Here is a 16,408-nt window from a genome sequence, read left to right on the forward strand (position 1 = left end):
TATGCTTGGACAAGATTACTTTACAATTAGACTCGGCGATATTTACGAATACTCAAGAATTCAATATAAATGTGGTGAAGGCATATCGAATAAAAATGCTAAATACCTTTGGGAACTGTGTGTAGATGTTTCTGGAAACATTATTTTCGTATTAAGCTCAAAAGAATCTTTGCATTTTTTAGGCCATAATACTAACGTTGAGTCTTTTTCTGGAACCTCGATTGATGAAGTTTGGGAGATAAATTGTACCGATATTAAAATATTGATAACTAAAGTGGAAGTTCCTCATAAATCGACCTGGTTTTGCCTTCCCAGTACTGTAGTTTTGAAGCTGAAAGTGCAGCCAGATAATGTTCCTACTTTGGCTAGAGCTTACTTTAGTAACTTTAATTTTTCTAGCGTTGATTGCGAACGTGGGTTCTTTGTAAATCTGAATGGCAAAAAACTCTGTTTTCAAATGCTTGAGAACAGCAATCGGATAATTGATCTCATTGATATAGAGAGAATAAATAATGCCCTAGTTTCTGCTGTAAGCATTCCGATAAATTATGATGAGGATATTAAAGTTATTGAAAATGAAGTTCAAGTAATAAGCTGGTTTTTAAGTGTTCTCAGTATGAATACAAATTTTTCTCCATTGATTGAATATTTAATGGATGATAAAATAGTTCAATACTCAATAGAGAATACTGTAAAAAATTGTTTTATCCGAAATCGTCTGATTGATAATTATCATATTAATGAAGGTATACCTAAAGCATTCAATGAATGTTATCAACATTATAAAAACTTGCAGTCCAATATGGACATTAATACTATTATTGGACTTATGGTAGAAATGAAGCAGCAGAAATATATTGATCTTAAGATAGCATCAATGCTCATGGCTTATGAAAATATCACATTCAAGTATTTATTGAGTCAAGGATTAGATGAAAATAATATCGGGAAGAATATTCAACAGAAATTAGGACAATTAAACACACACCTTGATAAATTCATTCCAAAGAATATGATAAAAGATGATAAATTGCGAAATTCAGTTCGGAATCCGTTATTTCATCAAGGAGAAATTCCTAAATTGACTTTAGATGAGAAGATTAATTTTTTTAAAGATTATTTTGATTTACTAATAAGAATTATTTTAAGAATTCTTAAATATAATGGAGAATATATATCTGTAAGAACTCATCTTGCTTCAAAACCATAAAGTGTAAGCTCACCTAACATTTATTTTAGGGTGATGACAGCAGCCCAAACATTAAGACTAACTTTAAGCTTGGATGCCAGCGATGTGGATCAATGACGACCTTTTCATCTGAGGTCATTGATTCGGTTAAGCAAAAGCTGATGAGTTGCAACTACGCAAAGTGGTTAGCAGATGAGTAATGAAGCGATCGCACTTAACAGTTGAACAGTTATGAGCAATTGGTATAAATTTTTGAAGTACCTGCATCGAGCTTATGAAAAAAAATGACCCTGAGAGCCAATCGACACTGTGATGCAGCCGATGCCACAGTAGTGACCATGTGCCACGAATTATGTGCTTGCACAATCACAGCCGAAAGCTGGCTCAGTGGTGGAATATCTTGGAAGACGGATTCTGGTTGTTCGTCATAGAGAATTCGCAAACAACCACCCCAATCCATAGGCCATTGCTCATTGAAAAATAGTAAATGAGTTAGAGCTTTGGATGGTTCATCAGTATGAGGGCGATGACAGTGCCCTGGATTATATCGACGAAATCCAATCACCATTGCACAGTCTTTGAGTTCCACCCCAGACATTTCTGTTAAGGCTTGGCGGTAACCAGGTGTCCACAGTTCTTCGATCAGTTTTCGCCAAATGCCGCTAAGATTCTCAAGATTAGAAGATAATCTTCCGTCTGCAATGCGATCGCGCCAGCGAACTGCCAACTCAGGACTAGCGCGATGGCTACGCCCGCCGCAGGCATCGCAAAACTTGGACATCAAGGCAATATCCTCATTACTAGCAAGCATTTCACTCCAGAGGTATCCATATCCTTCGCCCTTTGATAAGCGAAACTCTTCTTGGGGAAAGCTAACAGCAAGTTCCAAACTAGCCTCTTTGGGCAACAAATTCTCGATCACAGCATAGCGATATGGAACTGACTGCATTCCTATATGACGTATGGCATCTAAATTTAGCATCTTGATTGTTGGCAGTGACAATCATTTCCCTATCACTGCAATTTTAATTACAATTTATTTAAGATTTGAAATCTCTATCTTTTGCTGTGCAGATTTTTTATTAAATGCTAAACCCATAGCCGCAGCTAGTAATAATCCGCAAACATAATTGGGTTCGGGTACTGATTTGGTCGGGCTAACAAATCCATACTTATGCAAAACTTCCTGTCCTTTGGGTGATAAAATATAATCTGCTAGTTTCTCTGCATTCGGGTCAGCATTTTTGATAACTGTTAAACCGAATGGTGCTGCAACAGACAAATAATCTGGTAATCCAACTACTTGCAGACTCGGATCAATTTTTTGGGATGCGATCGCGCCAGTATAGTAAGTTAAGAAAACATCTGCTTGCTGAGTGTTGTCAAGAAAATACACTAAGCTGTCCTGTCCTGATGGGACTATTGGGGAATTTGTTCCACCTGTTAATCGCAAGGCTTTACTATTCAGGGTATCAAAACTACCAGGGGTTTTTGAATTAGCTTGAGTAAATATCTGTTGAGTGTAGTCTCCAAGAGGATCTGATAGAGGTGTTGAAGTTCCCAACTTGATGTTGGGATTGAGTAAGTAATCTAACACCTGATTTGGTGTAATTTTTGCCTGGGAATACTTTGAGGAAAACACCGCTACAACCTGGTTTTGAGTAAATTCCACTGGCTGACTGCTCAACCCCTTAGTGTAGAGTTTTTGGGGATTTCCAATATCTGCACTAGCAAAGACATCAGCAGTAGGCTCTCCTTGTTGGAGTTCTGTTTCTATTGCTTGCTCTCTAATCCCTGATGGACCAAATACTGTATTCGTTCCTATTCCTGTTTCTTGGGTGAAGTCTTGGCTTACTTCCGTTAGTGCATTTCTTAAACTACCTGCTCCATATAAGTTGAGATTAGCTGCAAAAGCTTGATTTGGTATCAGAACACTAAAGGCGCAAGCTGCCAAAGAACCTGTCAAAAAATATTTTTTCATCTGTTTACTAAAATATTTAAATTTTTGGATATTTTTTCCTCAAGGTTTAGACTACCAATTTAGTTGGAAAAATGTCAATTACTTTATATAGACAAATTTTGGCTTTGTTACAATTAATACTTAACCATTGACAAAAGTAAATAAATATGAATATAAGTTTTCAGACATTCAAGTTTGATTTTTTCACTATTAAACTTTTATATATTATGTAAGTTCTATACAATCTGGCTTTGTTAAGAAAGTTATCAGTTGAGGCAAATAGGAGGAGTTCTTGAGCAGGGGGAGAAATAATTATTGCTCAAGAACTCTTTTTCCTCCCTTACCTCAAGAGTTTATCCAAACTGTATTGGGTTTTGTTAATTATTGAAGACATGGTGGGTGTAAACAAGCTTTTCACCAGTTACACTTAAGAGATTTACAAATGTTTCCAGAAGTTATTACTGATAGTCTTAAGACTAAAAATCTTAACCTCTCCATTAGAAATATCTTGGTTTCAAAGGAGAAGCCGGAGCAGATAATATGAGAATATTTCTCACATTACTAACGTAACGACCTCCAGCTTTGTCACCTGGAACTACTAAACGAGCAAATCCTTCATCTATTAAAGACACGATTTTACCATCACTACCTTTTTTTTCAAATGCAATTAGCACAGTTTTCCCTTCAAAGCTAGGTTGAATTTCACCAATAGCTACAACTGCACCATAGCAATCTGTGGCTTCAACTAAAACATATTGCCTCAGAAAAGAGTTTTTAGGATTCAAACCAGAATTTCCAGGTTTTAGACCACCTCCGGCTTTCGGATTATTAATCAATTCCCATAAGGGGACTCCATAATATGTTTCTGTTCGTGGACCTGAGCCGGTTTGAAAGCTCACAGTGATTTCAGTAACTACTGGTGGATTTTGTTTTTTTAAAGCATCTCGCAAGTTTTTCAGGCTTTGCAAGTTATAGGTGGTTGGATTCTTGAGTTCTCCACCCAAGCGAAAACTTTGTGAAAAACCTCCAGGACACTTATTTTTCTCCCAAATAGATGGTGTTTTTTCTTCTTTATTCCAGTGAACATCACTCCTTGAGTCAGCTAAACTAGGCTGCCATAAAACCAGCATCGATAATAGAAAAGATGCAATGGGTATTTGTCGGGTAAAACGCATAAAACATTTCTCCGTTTACTATTGAATATTGAAAAATTAGATAGTTTTGCTCAAAGCTGTTTGCTCACCAAAAATTAGTATCGTTATCGCCAAAACTGAGCAAGTTGACAATAAACGTTGTTATAAAAAAATCAAACATTCAAATTGTTCAACTTTCAACTCCTTACCAGACGATACAAAATACCTAGTTTTCAATATGAGTTATTAAAAACTAATAAATCACTTGCCATTAGCCGCAAATCTCTTTTTAGACTTGCGTTTTCAAAATGGATAAGTGTATCTGTGTAATCTATTGAAGATAATACCAACTTATTGAGTAAATTACTATATTTTTTGGTAATCAAACCTTAACAAAATTAATTTTTATTTCTTTTTAAAATAGTTAAGCTTAATATTGTAGAGACGCTTGCTGCGGTTGTTTGCCTTATAAATAGGTTACTATCAAGCTAATAAACTGTTTACAAGTAAGACTCATCTGTAAATTGGAAATTCCAGTGAATAGACTTCTTGCATAAATTAAAAGTACTCACCCCAAATCCCTCTCCCAAGGCTGGAAGAGGGACTTTGAAATTGCCTCTCTTTCTCGCAATTTATAAATTAAAAATGCACTACTGGGTCGTTGTCATTTTGACTGCAATATCAGATGGTTTACCAAAGTATGGCGAACTTGTCACTAAAATATCTACACCAGTGCTTGCATAATCTTTTATATTTTCAGAGGTGATACCCCCAGCCACCGCTAGTTTTAAGTTCGGATACTGCTGCTTCAACTTCAAAACCAGAGGCTCAAGGTCTGCGATCGGAATTTTATCAAACTGAATCAAATCTACACCTGCTTGAGCAAGCATCCAGGCATCTGTTGGAGTATCTACTTCAATGCAAATAAGTTGTTCCTGAAACTGTTGTCGTAATTGATTCATGCGCTCAATTAGCCCAGCTATACCTCCCAGGAATATTAAGTGTTGGTTAAATATCAGAACGGTTTCGGATAATCCTAAGCGATGAAAAAAGCCCCCGCCAGCTAGAACTGCCTTGATGGAAAGCGTTCTAGTACCTGGAAAACATTTACGAGTAGTCACAATAGAAACAGACTGATTCACTGTTTTGGCAGTATCTACTAATACTCTGGTACGTGAAGCAATACCGGAGGCATATTCCATCAAATTTAAAGCAACTCTCCAGCCACTATGCAAAGCTTGAGCAGTGCCACTAGCTTGAAGAATTAATTGCTTTTCCTGGCAGACTGTACCACTTTCCACTTGATAATGAACTTCGGCACCACAATATTTTAATACTCTGGCTGCTTCTTCTGTAGCGCAAATGGTCATTGGATGACGGGTAGAAAACTCGATTTCACCAGGTTGCTTGCCAATACCAAGTCCGTAGGTTGTCAAATCTAGGTAGGGAACATCTTCCTGAATTAACTTAGCGATCGCCTCATCTGAGAAGAAAACACTCATTTTAGTTTTGTGATCAGCTTACAAATATATAAGCTCAACAAAGATTTACAACTAAACCTAATATTATTAAGTTGCAGGAATTGTAATAATTACTACTATTCCCCAAAATAGTTGGTAACAAAATAATTTTATAATTTCCTGTGTGCCTTGTACGACGGATTACGAGTCAACCTTTACAGACTTATAAGCTCTGCTGACAATTTTTTTACACCCTTTCTTCAGTAACTAATGTCAGACTAACCCATTCGCCTTTCTCGTTATAGCTGCGAATCATGCGTTGGCGCAGGTTTGGCTGGATTAACCAACCCGCTTCCAAGAATAAGGGTTGACGTAACTGTACCTTGAGCGGAGAAGTTGCAGAAGCACCATCAGGTAACAATAAGACTTGTATCTGCTTTTGGGGATCTTGGTCAAAAAGAACGATGGAACCTTTGATAGTAGCTGTTGAAGTAATTTTCCGTTCACCAAAAGAAGTACTTTGAATTAATCGCCCAGTATCATCAAGTTGTATTTTCAAAGTTGTAGAGTAAATATCAGGCGAACGCAAATCTCGATATATTGTCACTGCTTCACCAAGCCATTCTCCCAACAAGTCATCTATCTGCAAGGGTGGACGTTCTGCTGTTTGTGTTCCAGCTAGATGTTCTCGAATGAGAGTTAGCCCATTTAGCTGACCGTTTTTATCAAACAATTGCACCAGACGTAAGCGGCTATTTTCATGAACAAAAGCGAGTTCTGCCCCAAATTCGGAAAATGGCCCTAGCTGAATTAAACCTTCAGAAAATGAACCATTTTCAAAAAACAGCACACCCCCTCCCACAGAACTATATTCTCTCTTGACATCATCTCCTCCCGAACGGCTCAGAGTTAGGCGCACTGTCTGGTTATTGTTCAAACCCTCCAGCGAAAGACGGCTAGGAGTATCGTTCAGAAGCGTACCTTGAGGAGAAAACCTAGTAAATGAACCTTCCCAGACACCGAGATTTTGCAGAAAACATTCCCATTGCGATTTCATTACGATTTTTCCCCCATGCTCAATGCCTAACCTTTAGCAAAACGTCGGACTGCAAATAAGCTTCCCATTAATCCTACAGCTGCACCGAAACTCAAGAGAATCAGGGGCAATAGTAAAATTTGGGCTGGAGTGAGTTGCACCCCGTTAGTGATAGCTTGAATAAACTCAGGTTGATTGGCTAGCAACTTACCGAGAAACTGTTGAATCACAGAAATGAAACTCCAAGCGATCGCACCACCAACTAAACCAAAGGTAATTCCTTGTAAAATAAACGGCAGGTAGATCCAAGCCGAAGTTGCTCCCACTAGTTGCATAATTTCAATTTCCTGGCGTCGCGCCATGACAATCAGGCGAATTGTCGTAGTAGTCACTGCGATCGCTGTTAAAGTCAGAATAATTGTAATAGTTAAAGTAATCCAGTTCAGACCTTGGTGCAACTGGGCAATGCGTTTAACTGCTTCATCAACATATTGCACCGTATCAACTCCGGGTAACTTAGCCAGCTGGGTTGCTAAAGTTGGTACAACTTGAGAATTACGAGCTTTCACCTTCATCTCATCAACCAGAGGATTCTCACCTAGCTGCTGGGTAGCACCCTCAATATCAGAAATTCTCATTTCCTTAACTAACTTAGTCCAAGCTTCCTGTTTGGTAATAGTTTGTATAGCCGCTACCTGTGGGATTTTTGCGATCAGTGGCTCAATGTTTTCGATCCGCGTATCCGGTTCGAGATAAACTGATACTTCTAACTGGCTACCAAACTGGTAAAGGAGTTTTTCGACTTGCCAAGAGGTTTGCAAACTCAAGCCGAATAAAAACAGTAACACCGTAACAGTACTTATAGCTGCCCAATTCATCCAACCTCCCCGCAATAAACCGAGGAAAGTTTCTTTGAGCAGGTAGTCAAGTTTTGTGAAAGATTTAAACACACGTCACCCCAGTCAAAAATTCATAACTCATAACTCATAACTTATAACTCAGCACTCATAACTGACTAGTGACGAGCTTGATAGAATTAAAGTAGGAATTTTCACCATTTAGCCATCAAGACTCATGCCCTCTGAAATTGCTGTAGAGAAAAAAAAGTTAAAAAATCCACCTTTGGAGCTTCATTATTTAGGTAATCGGGTGCTGCGTCAAGCAGCAAAGCGGATTTCTAAAGTAGATGACGAACTCCGCCAACTGGTGCGCGAAATGTTGCAAACTATGTATAGCAAAGATGGCATTGGTTTGGCTGCATCCCAAGTGGGAATTCACAAACAACTAATTGTCATCGACCTGGAACCAGAGAATGCAGCTAATCCGCCTTTGGTGCTGATTAACCCCACCATTAAACAAGTAAGCCGCGATATCTCTGTTGCCCAAGAAGGATGCTTGAGCATTCCCAATGTATACCTGGACGTAAAGCGCCCCGAAGTCGTGGAAATAGCCTATAAGGACGAATACGGCCGTCCCCGCACATTAAAGGCTAATGACCTTCTGGGACGCTGCATTCAGCACGAGATGGATCATCTTAACGGCGTGGTATTTGTAGACCGTGTAGAAAACTCCTTGACTTTGGCCCAGGAGCTATCTAAGAATGGCTTCTCGTATCAAGCGGTGAAACCAATAGTATAGGGGGCTAGTAGTGTATTTAACTCCAAAAAGCGGTTTATTTTTGGGTGGTTCTTGTGTAAGTGCAATCGCAGCCGTCGGTTCAATTTTTGAACTCAGTTACGGACATCCAGATTTGGGTTTCCAAGTCACGGCGATTATCCTGGCATTGAGCATTCCACTCACAGGATTCTTTTTCTTTGCCGCAGTGAAGGACGCAAGGGCTAACATAAAATAAGCATCAGGTACATAAAAAAGGTAGAGGGGATGAACAAAAACGTAAAGTTCACCCTTTTACCTTTTATTTTTACTCTCCATTTTCCACTGCTCCTAAAGCTTTTAGTGTTATTAACTGCGCTGCGGTTAAGGATCGTAGCCGCATTCGCAATTATCGCCTCGATCGCCCAAGTAATTGGGGCAGGTGTCCAAATCGCCGAATACATTAATAACCAATTAGAGTCGCAATCTGTGCATATAATCGAGACAAACAACCCAAAACTAATTCAGACAAAGCAATTGCATACTTATACCAATCCTGGATGAAGATGCGCCTATAGTGCAAGAAATAAAGAACGAACCGCCAAGAGCGCCAAGTACGCCAAGAAATAATTAATTAAGAGATTTGGCGCAGCTTCACAAAGAAATGGTATTAGTTTACCACTCCTCTCAAGCAATCAAGTAATCCCTTATAGCAACTTGATTGCTTTTCCTGGCAAAGGGCGTCGTTTCTCCATTCAAAGCGATCGCTTCTAGAATAGAAGAATGCTGTCAACTCACACTCAACTACTGCGACTGTCTCAAGGACAACTGAACTTACTAGAAGCTTGTCCGCGTAAATTTCAACATACCTATCTAGAACAACTCAATTCGCCCTCAAATCCAGAACAAGAAGAACGGCAAACTTTGGGTAGTCGTTTTCACTTGCTAATGCAGCAGCGAGAAATGGGTTTGCCAATTGATAGTTTCCTGCAAGCAGATGCTAAACTGCAAAGCTGGATGCTAGCTTTTGCCGATGCAGCCCCAGAAATTTTAACGGCTGCATCTGATAATCAAACTTTCCGTGAAAGTGAACACTTCCGCACTCTGCAAGTTCAGGATTATTTGCTGACGGTTATCTACGATTTATTGATTGCAGATAACCAACAAGCGCAAATTCTCGACTGGAAAACTTATCCTAAATCACCCAATAAACGCAAGTTACAATCAAACTGGCAAACACGGCTTTATCTGTATGTATTGGCAGAGACTAGCGACTATTTGCCAGAAAATATTTCGATGACTTACTGGTTTGTCCAATCTGAGGGTAAACCGCAAAATATTAAATTTAATTACAATACTGCTCAACATACACAAACAGCAAAGAAACTTAATCAACTATTAAACCAGTTAACTACTTTGCTGGAAAATTACCAAAATAACCAGCAGTTTCCCCAAGTGGTGGAGGGTAGCAAAACCTGTGATTATTGTCAGTTTGCCAAACGGTGCGATGCCTACGACGGTAAACTCCGCACACAAGCTACTGAAGAAGCAGTGAAAGACTCATTGCCAAATTTTGACAGCATTCAAGAAGTTTCACTCAACCCTATACATTAGAGGATGTTTGTAAAATCCAATAGAGGTATAAATAAATCACAACTTCTAAATTTATGTCAAGCTTTGACGAAACTGAAGCCATTTATGTCCGCGAATTAGGAATTGATGACATTGCTCCCATTTACCACTTGGGAGAAGGGTTATTTACCAGCGATTTATATCCTTATTTATACCGCACTTGGGACGAATGGGAGGTGATTGGACTTTACAACACCGATCCCGAATATTGTCTTGTGGCTGAAACAGACGGAGAATTAGCAGGATTCATTTTGGGAACGATCATCACCAAAGCATCCTGGACTTACGGTTACATTTTATGGTTGGGAGTTAGTCCGAAGTTTCAGCGTCAAGGAGTTGCAGACAAGTTGGTTGATAAAGTCGTCGCCCGGATGATTGAAGATGGGGCGCGGTTTATGCTGGTAGACACCGATCCCACCAATACTTCAGCATTAAAGTTTTTTAACCGCAAAGGTTTTGGTAATATTCGGCAGCATATATTCTTGTCGATGAATTTAAGCAAACATGAATATTATGGCAGATTAATTGATTACGAACACCAAAAAGCTGAAAGAGCAGGTTACAGGCGATGTCTACGACGGGCTACGCCTACGCGTCCTGCCATTCGCGCCCGCAAACCCGATAGTGTCGCTAATGAAGTAGTCCTCAATCCCCTAGTAAATGAATCTCAAACGAACGGGGATCAATCTCCAGTTTAAGAGGTTGTTTGAAAAGTGGTATGTTGTGATTTTAATCGAATTATTACCCCCCTTAATCCCCCCGATATATTGGGGGGAAATAAGAAAATCCGGTTCCCTCCCCAATATATCGGGGAGGGTTAGGGTGGGGTAAAAATATCTGATACATCAATCATGACTTTTCAAACATCCTCTAACAAAACTTAGGAGTTAGAAGTTAAAACTTTTAGAGGTCATTTATAGCGTTTTCTAATAAAAATGAGGTACAGCTTTATCTCCTCTCTCCTTAGCAAAGCTACAGTATACACATGAGTCTCTTGCACCTGCAATGCCAATGCATCGACTGACAATGCCATTGCATCGACTGACAATCCTATTGCATCGACTGACAATCCTATTGCATCGACTGACAATGCCATTGCATCGACTGACAATCCTATTGCATCGACTGACAATCCTATTGCATCGACTGACAATTCTAATGCATCGACTGACAATTCTAATGCATCGACTAACAATGCCATTGCATCGACTAACAATGCCATTGCATCGACTGACAATGCCATTGCATCGACTGACAATGCTTTGTATGAGACAATCAGGAAAGCCTTATCAAGCTAGGTTTTTAGGACTTGTGTGTACACCGTAGCCTTAGCAAGGAGAGGGGTTGGGGGTGAGGTTTTGATATGTACTTCATCCACCTGGGAACCACTATATCAAGTAAAAATAAAATTATAGTAGGGTGTATTAGGCGCATATTTTCGATATCATTTGTCAGCAAAGACATGAGTAAAGCGCCTAACGCACCATATTATATAACGATGCTTGATAGCAAAGCAGTAACTACTTTATAAATCAACTTTTAACTCCTAACTTTCAACTCCTAACTCCTAACTTTCTTTATATGCCAGAACAACAGCAGTGGACTATAGCAGCAACCGAACAACCCCCGGAGTGGTTCATCCAAGCGGTGAAACAACATACACCCCTATCAAGTGGAATATATGCAGCGCAATTATTGTGGCAACGGGGAATTAAAGACGATCAACAATTAACAGCTTTTATCAACTATAAAGCTTATCAACCAGCCAGCGCGTTTGAGTTTGGGCAAGAAATGCACCTAGCGATCGCCCGGTTGCAACAAGCATATAACGCCAGAGAAAAAATTGCCATCTGGGGAGACTTCGATGCTGATGGAATTACCGCCACATCTGTACTGTGGGATGGATTGGGGGAATTTTTCAAGCAAAATACTCAGTTAATTTATTACATTCCCAATCGCCTGAAAGAATCCCACGGACTCAATAATCAAGGGATTGATAACTTAGCAAAACAAGGTTGCAAATTAATTGTTACTTGCGACACAGGTAGCACAAACATTGATGAAATTATCTATGCCAAACAACTAGGTATAGATGTAATAGTTACAGACCATCACACCTTACCCACCGAACGCCCACCCGTCGCAGCAATTATTAATCCCCGTTATTTGCCAAGGGAACATCGGCTGTTTAATCTTTCTGGGGTAGCGGTAGCTTATAAGTTGGTGGAAGCATTATATAAAAGTCTGCCTAATATTGCAAAACATCCATTAGAGGATTTATTAGATTTAGTAGCAGTAGGATTAATTGCCGACTTAGTGCAGTTAAGTGGAGATTGTCGCTATTTGGCACAGATGGGAATTCAACGACTGCAAGCAGATTTTCAACAGCCAGCAGCAGCGCGTCGGCGTCCGGGGGTGGGGCGATTATTAGAATTGTGCCAGAAAAGTGGCGATCGCCCCACAGATATTTCCTTTGGTTTGGGGCCAAGAATTAACGCCGTCAGCCGTATCCAAGGTGATGCAAGTTTCTGCGTTGAATTATTAACTAGTCGTGATGCCAAACGTTGTCACGAACTAGCCGAAGTTACAGAACTCGCAAATGCCCGCCGCAAATCTTTACAAAAAGATGTGCAAGCGCAAGTAGCACAAAAACTTATTCAACTAGACTTATCAACCACCAGCGTCATAGTCCTAGAAGATGCCCAATGGCCTGCGGGTGTATTGGGCTTAGTTGCTGGACAGGTAGCGCAAGAAACAGGTCGTCCGACCATTTTGTTGAGTACGGAAGGGAGTGAAGAAGATTCCACCCCTACTCCCCTCGCCCGTGGTTCTGCTCGTTCGGTGAATTCCGTCGATTTATACCAACTGGTGAAAGACCAAGCACATTTGTTACATCGCTTTGGGGGACATCCCTTTGCAGCAGGTTTGAGTTTGTTGGTAGAGAACATTCCTTTATTTACAGCAGCGATTAATCAGCAGTTACGGCAATATTTAGGTAGTACAACCCTAACGCCTACCGTGCAAGCAGACTTGACGGTAACAGTAGCAGACTTGGGAAAAGAGTTATTTTTGGAACTGAAACTGCTAGAACCTTGTGGAATGGGTAATCCTGTTCCGAAATTGTTAATTCAAAACTGCTGGTTTGAAAATGCTTGGCATCGGAATCAGCAGGATTGGCAAGGCAAAAAGGTACAGTACATTAAAACCGAGTTTGATATTCGGGATGATTCCGGCATAAGTGCTTTTCCTGGTTTATGGTGGGGACATTACAAAGATGAATTGCCTGGAGGAAGGTGTGATTGCATAGCCGAACTAGACTATAACACCTTCAAAAAACGTTATGAAATCAGATTAATTGCCGTGCGTCCCAGTGTTAACTCAGCACTCAATGCTCAAAATGGGTTAAACGCCCCGCGATCGCTAACACCACTAATCTTAGACTTACGGAATCAGCAACACTCAGGAATCAGGACTCAGGACTGGCTAAACGCCCTGCTACCGCTAACAGCACTGATTATCGAAGAATGTCCCACTAATTGGGATAATTTACGCACATGGTTGCGGCGATGTCTAATAACAAGCCGCTCTGCGTCTGTGCTTGACAATCAGCAACAATTAGCGATCGCTTGGTCTAAACCCAACCACCAACCACCCAATCAAATTTGGCTGACTCTTGTCGGAATTGCCAAATATCTCAGTCGTACAAATCAACTAGTAACCCGCGTCCAACTTTTAGAGAAAATCGGCATCAGCAACCAAACCTTACTTGTAGGAATCAAAGCTTTAAAATCTTTAGGGTTCACAGTCAAAGGACAAGACCCTTATTTACAAATTAGCTGGCATCCAACCGATAGTGCAGAAAGCTTTGCTGATGCAGCAGTGGCACGATTTTTAGCCGCTGTCCGAGAAGAACAATTTCAGCAACAGTATTTTGCCGAAGTACCTTTATCTACTATTGTGGCGATCGCCAGCTCCGACAATTATTAACCCAAGTTGCGGATTATCAGACTGCGAGTGAAAAGCACTTTGAGTGGCGACATCTACAACCCATTTGTCTGCTACTTTTGGACTTTGCATCACCACTAAAAGTGTAAATCTTCATCAATGTAGGTGTCATATATAGCAGTCCTAAATCATTTGTGAAAATTATATGTCTCTTTCTTCTTTCTTCCCTTTGCGTCCTTGGCACGCCAGTTGCTTCAAGTCGGCACAGCCGCCCAACGCACTGGCTCGTCCTTGGCGGTTCGTTTCATTATCTACATTTTTCACAACTCAGATAGGATTGCTATATGCGATCGCCGCGCTCCTTCAAATATTAAAATAAAGCCTGTATTCATTAGTGAATCAGGCTTTTGAGGTTTTTTATTAAATTTTCCCAAAGAACTTCAGTTTAATTACTGAACAGTGAATCCTTCCGGTCTGATAGCATCTTCCAAATCAACCCCCATCAGGTTAACCCCCTGCATGTTTGCATTTGTAAGATTTGTCTTTTCCAAGTCTGCGCCCTGTAGGTTAGCCGCTTGTAGGTTTGCCCCCAGCAAGTTGGCTTTCTCTAGGTCTGCATCAAATAGGTTTGCTCCCAACAGGTTTGCTCCCAAAAGGTTTACCTTGCCTAAATCTGCTCCTTGAAAGTTAGCCCCTTGTAAGTTTGTTTCCTGCAAGTTAGCCCTTTCTAAGTCTGCATTTTGTAAGTTAGCACCCTCCAAGTTTGCCGCTTGCAGGTTTACATCCTTGAGCATTGCTCCAGTCAGGTTACATCCGACACATTCATTAGTTTGCAATAAACGTCTAACGTTTTCTGCTACAGACACTATTGGGGATACAACCGGAGATATTACCGGAGATATTACCGGGGAAGTTACAGACTCCATTGGCGATATAACCGGAGGCATTACTGGACCTAGTTTAGATTCCGTAGGTATGGATGGTGTTAGTGTTAAAGCTCTAACTGCTTGTTGGTCAAGCAGGGAAAATCCTGCTATAAGTACCAGAAATACTGCTGTTACAATCCACTGAGTTAATTTTTTTGGATTTGGTTTATTCATTAGTTCCTGCCAATTATGATTTGTAGTGGTGAGCTTGCTTTTATAGGAGCCATCAATAATGTGCTTTCTTCTCACTTTAGATAAATTGATTGATAACATCAAATATTATTTTGATTGAAATTGATAAATTCAAGTGATTAAAAAATCTTTAGTGGTAGTGACTGTGCGTAGCGTTACTTGGAGGGCTTGTCGTTAGCATCGCATCGGCAGGTAACAAGTTTTCAGAGCGGGTGCGATGGTACGGAGCGCCCACCGTAGGCGTAGTTTACCGCTGTAGGCATCGCCTTATACCTAATTGGAAAGCATTGCCAGACTAGGTAAAAGTCGATATGATTCACTTTTAATCAAGATAGAAAGTCCCAAGTAAATTAAGATAAACGGGCAGATTTTTCGACCATAGCGAGTTAAAACCGGAGTCAGCAGAGGATTACGAGTCAGGTAGTAAGAGAGTAAGCACCACACCCCAACAGTGAAATAGCAAACACACAGAATTACCCCCAAACTTGGAAGATTGGTACTGGCAAACAAGGGTACATAGATCCCAATGTTGTTTCCTCCATTGGCAACGGTGACTGCGGAAACACGGTAAGTTTGAGGATCGCGGATGGTTGCTAATAGTGATTTCTTCTGACGTCCAGATTTGGCAGGAGTTAAGTCAACTGACACCGCTTGCACTGTCTCTGTTTCATCATCTCGACTGATGAGATTACTGATACCAATGGCGATGGGAAGCAAACCTAGCAAACCAATCCAGCTGCTTGGAATAATCAGACCACCGAAGAAACCAGGGAGACTAGCACATACTAAGGTAGTGAATCCCAGAAATTCACCGAGAATAATATGCTTAGGACGAAAGCTGCGATTGACTTTTCCGAAGAAAGCTGTCAAATATAAATTGTCGTCAAAGGTGGTTGCAAAAGCGGTAGAGATTCCAATAAGAAATGTACTAATTAGCCAACTCATAATTTTTGCTCACGATAATTCAATGCTGTTTGTCTTAGTCCTTCTCTGCTTCTGGTAATGAGGGCAGTTCAGGAGATTTTATGACTGTTTTACCTAACGACAACCGATCTTCGCTAGTCATCAGCCAGTTCCCCAGTTTTTAGAGGCGATGCCTACGGCGGTAAACTACGCCTCCAATCAAATTGGTATTTTTATTTCTCAGCAAGGTACCTTGGGAGCTCATGAAGTCAATATTATGGCTTGCAACCAAATAAGAGCAAATACTCTTGTTTTTTAAAACGATAAATAAAAGTGATTAATAACTTTAGGGACTACAAAAAAAATAAATGACCCAAAAATGATTAAATAAAGCTGCATAATCTAGATAAGAATGATAATCAAAGAAAAAGTGGAGGAA

17 protein-coding genes are annotated in these 16,408 nt (G+C 40.2%); 8 read left to right on the forward strand and 9 right to left on the reverse strand.

The window, feature by feature from the left end; translation table 11 throughout:
- The first annotated feature begins 1 nt into the window (after position 1).
- Entirely contained in the window at positions 2-1,210 is a 1,209-nt protein-coding gene (locus tag V7K35_RS27845; RefSeq protein ID WP_335083480.1) for a hypothetical protein, read from the forward strand.
- 208 nt (positions 1,211-1,418) lie between these two features.
- On the opposite strand, the gene V7K35_RS27850 is transcribed toward V7K35_RS27845, so the two are convergent.
- The 6 genes from V7K35_RS27850 to V7K35_RS27875 form a co-directional block, all read right to left on the reverse strand.
- Positions 1,419-2,171, reverse strand: a complete 753-nt coding sequence (locus V7K35_RS27850) for a 2OG-Fe(II) oxygenase family protein (protein ID WP_335083482.1) — start codon at positions 2,169-2,171, stop codon at positions 1,419-1,421.
- A 54-nt stretch (positions 2,172-2,225) separates the two neighbouring features.
- The gene (gene modA, locus V7K35_RS27855; protein ID WP_335083484.1) at positions 2,226-3,170 is read right to left on the reverse strand and encodes a molybdate ABC transporter substrate-binding protein; all 945 of its coding nucleotides are present in this window, start codon (positions 3,168-3,170) and stop codon (positions 2,226-2,228) included.
- A gap of 476 nt (positions 3,171-3,646) precedes the next feature.
- Positions 3,647-4,324 (reverse strand): hypothetical protein, encoded by a 678-nt coding sequence (locus tag V7K35_RS27860; RefSeq protein ID WP_335083486.1) that lies wholly within the window; start codon positions 4,322-4,324, stop codon positions 3,647-3,649.
- 608 nt (positions 4,325-4,932) lie between these two features.
- Complete coding sequence (modD, locus tag V7K35_RS27865) at positions 4,933-5,784, reverse strand: ModD protein (RefSeq protein WP_335083488.1); 852 nt, start codon at positions 5,782-5,784, stop codon at positions 4,933-4,935.
- 205 nt (positions 5,785-5,989) lie between these two features.
- Entirely contained in the window at positions 5,990-6,799 is an 810-nt protein-coding gene (locus tag V7K35_RS27870; protein WP_335083490.1) for a DUF3598 family protein, read from the reverse strand.
- Positions 6,800-6,825: 26 nt separating this feature from the next.
- Positions 6,826-7,728 (reverse strand): cell division protein FtsX, encoded by a 903-nt coding sequence (locus V7K35_RS27875; RefSeq protein WP_335083491.1) that lies wholly within the window; start codon positions 7,726-7,728, stop codon positions 6,826-6,828.
- A 124-nt stretch (positions 7,729-7,852) separates the two neighbouring features.
- On the opposite strand from V7K35_RS27875, the gene def reads away from it, so the two are divergent.
- The 5 genes from def (at position 7,853) to V7K35_RS27900 (ending at position 10,701) form a co-directional block, all read left to right on the forward strand.
- On the forward strand, positions 7,853-8,416 hold the full coding sequence (gene def / locus V7K35_RS27880; RefSeq protein WP_335083493.1) for a peptide deformylase: 564 nt from the start codon (positions 7,853-7,855) through the stop codon (positions 8,414-8,416).
- Between the two features lie 10 nt (positions 8,417-8,426).
- Complete coding sequence (locus V7K35_RS27885) at positions 8,427-8,630, forward strand: hypothetical protein (RefSeq protein ID WP_273762005.1); 204 nt, start codon at positions 8,427-8,429, stop codon at positions 8,628-8,630.
- 29 nt (positions 8,631-8,659) lie between these two features.
- Positions 8,660-8,935 (forward strand): hypothetical protein, encoded by a 276-nt coding sequence (locus V7K35_RS27890; protein WP_335083495.1) that lies wholly within the window; start codon positions 8,660-8,662, stop codon positions 8,933-8,935.
- 219 nt (positions 8,936-9,154) lie between these two features.
- Complete coding sequence (locus V7K35_RS27895; RefSeq protein WP_335083497.1) at positions 9,155-9,985, forward strand: PD-(D/E)XK nuclease family protein; 831 nt, start codon at positions 9,155-9,157, stop codon at positions 9,983-9,985.
- Between the two features lie 53 nt (positions 9,986-10,038).
- Positions 10,039-10,701 carry a GNAT family N-acetyltransferase gene (locus tag V7K35_RS27900; protein ID WP_335083499.1) on the forward strand — a complete coding sequence of 221 codons (663 nt, stop codon included), beginning with the start codon at positions 10,039-10,041 and terminating at the stop codon, positions 10,699-10,701.
- A gap of 212 nt (positions 10,702-10,913) precedes the next feature.
- Here the strand turns inward: V7K35_RS27900 and V7K35_RS27905 are convergent, their stop codons facing one another.
- Positions 10,914-11,246 (reverse strand): hypothetical protein, encoded by a 333-nt coding sequence (locus V7K35_RS27905; protein ID WP_335083501.1) that lies wholly within the window; start codon positions 11,244-11,246, stop codon positions 10,914-10,916.
- 338 nt (positions 11,247-11,584) lie between these two features.
- Between V7K35_RS27905 and recJ the strand changes: the two genes are divergently transcribed.
- Both recJ and V7K35_RS27915 read left to right on the forward strand, forming a co-directional pair.
- Entirely contained in the window at positions 11,585-13,990 is a 2,406-nt protein-coding gene (recJ, locus tag V7K35_RS27910; RefSeq protein WP_335083503.1) for a single-stranded-DNA-specific exonuclease RecJ, read from the forward strand.
- A 163-nt stretch (positions 13,991-14,153) separates the two neighbouring features.
- The gene (locus tag V7K35_RS27915) at positions 14,154-14,327 is read left to right on the forward strand and encodes a hypothetical protein (protein WP_335083505.1); all 174 of its coding nucleotides are present in this window, start codon (positions 14,154-14,156) and stop codon (positions 14,325-14,327) included.
- A 70-nt stretch (positions 14,328-14,397) separates the two neighbouring features.
- On the opposite strand, the gene V7K35_RS27920 is transcribed toward V7K35_RS27915, so the two are convergent.
- Positions 14,398-15,048, reverse strand: a complete 651-nt coding sequence (locus V7K35_RS27920) for a pentapeptide repeat-containing protein (RefSeq protein WP_335083507.1) — start codon at positions 15,046-15,048, stop codon at positions 14,398-14,400.
- A 291-nt stretch (positions 15,049-15,339) separates the two neighbouring features.
- Positions 15,340-16,011 carry a cadmium resistance transporter gene (locus V7K35_RS27925; protein WP_335083509.1) on the reverse strand — a complete coding sequence of 224 codons (672 nt, stop codon included), beginning with the start codon at positions 16,009-16,011 and terminating at the stop codon, positions 15,340-15,342.
- Positions 16,012-16,408: the final 397 nt, after the last annotated feature.

The sequence above is a fragment of the Nostoc sp. genome (assembly GCF_036917275.1).
Taxonomy (GTDB): domain Bacteria; phylum Cyanobacteriota; class Cyanobacteriia; order Cyanobacteriales; family Nostocaceae; genus Nostoc.

Coding starts and splice junctions, on each gene's coding strand:
- V7K35_RS27845 (WP_335083480.1), top strand. CDS start 2: ATGCTTGGACAAGATTACTTTACAATTAGACTCGGCGATATTTACGAA.
- V7K35_RS27850 (WP_335083482.1), bottom strand. CDS start 2,171: ATGCTAAATTTAGATGCCATACGTCATATAGGAATGCAGTCAGTTCCA.
- modA (WP_335083484.1), bottom strand. CDS start 3,170: ATGAAAAAATATTTTTTGACAGGTTCTTTGGCAGCTTGCGCCTTTAGT.
- V7K35_RS27860 (WP_335083486.1), bottom strand. CDS start 4,324: ATGCGTTTTACCCGACAAATACCCATTGCATCTTTTCTATTATCGATG.
- modD (WP_335083488.1), bottom strand. CDS start 5,784: ATGAGTGTTTTCTTCTCAGATGAGGCGATCGCTAAGTTAATTCAGGAA.
- V7K35_RS27870 (WP_335083490.1), bottom strand. CDS start 6,799: ATGAAATCGCAATGGGAATGTTTTCTGCAAAATCTCGGTGTCTGGGAA.
- def (WP_335083493.1), top strand. CDS start 7,853: ATGCCCTCTGAAATTGCTGTAGAGAAAAAAAAGTTAAAAAATCCACCT.
- V7K35_RS27890 (WP_335083495.1), top strand. CDS start 8,660: ATGAACAAAAACGTAAAGTTCACCCTTTTACCTTTTATTTTTACTCTC.
- V7K35_RS27895 (WP_335083497.1), top strand. CDS start 9,155: ATGCTGTCAACTCACACTCAACTACTGCGACTGTCTCAAGGACAACTG.
- V7K35_RS27900 (WP_335083499.1), top strand. CDS start 10,039: ATGTCAAGCTTTGACGAAACTGAAGCCATTTATGTCCGCGAATTAGGA.
- V7K35_RS27905 (WP_335083501.1), bottom strand. CDS start 11,246: ATGGCATTGTCAGTCGATGCAATGGCATTGTTAGTCGATGCAATGGCA.
- recJ (WP_335083503.1), top strand. CDS start 11,585: ATGCCAGAACAACAGCAGTGGACTATAGCAGCAACCGAACAACCCCCG.
- V7K35_RS27915 (WP_335083505.1), top strand. CDS start 14,154: ATGTCTCTTTCTTCTTTCTTCCCTTTGCGTCCTTGGCACGCCAGTTGC.
- V7K35_RS27920 (WP_335083507.1), bottom strand. CDS start 15,048: ATGAATAAACCAAATCCAAAAAAATTAACTCAGTGGATTGTAACAGCA.
- V7K35_RS27925 (WP_335083509.1), bottom strand. CDS start 16,011: ATGAGTTGGCTAATTAGTACATTTCTTATTGGAATCTCTACCGCTTTT.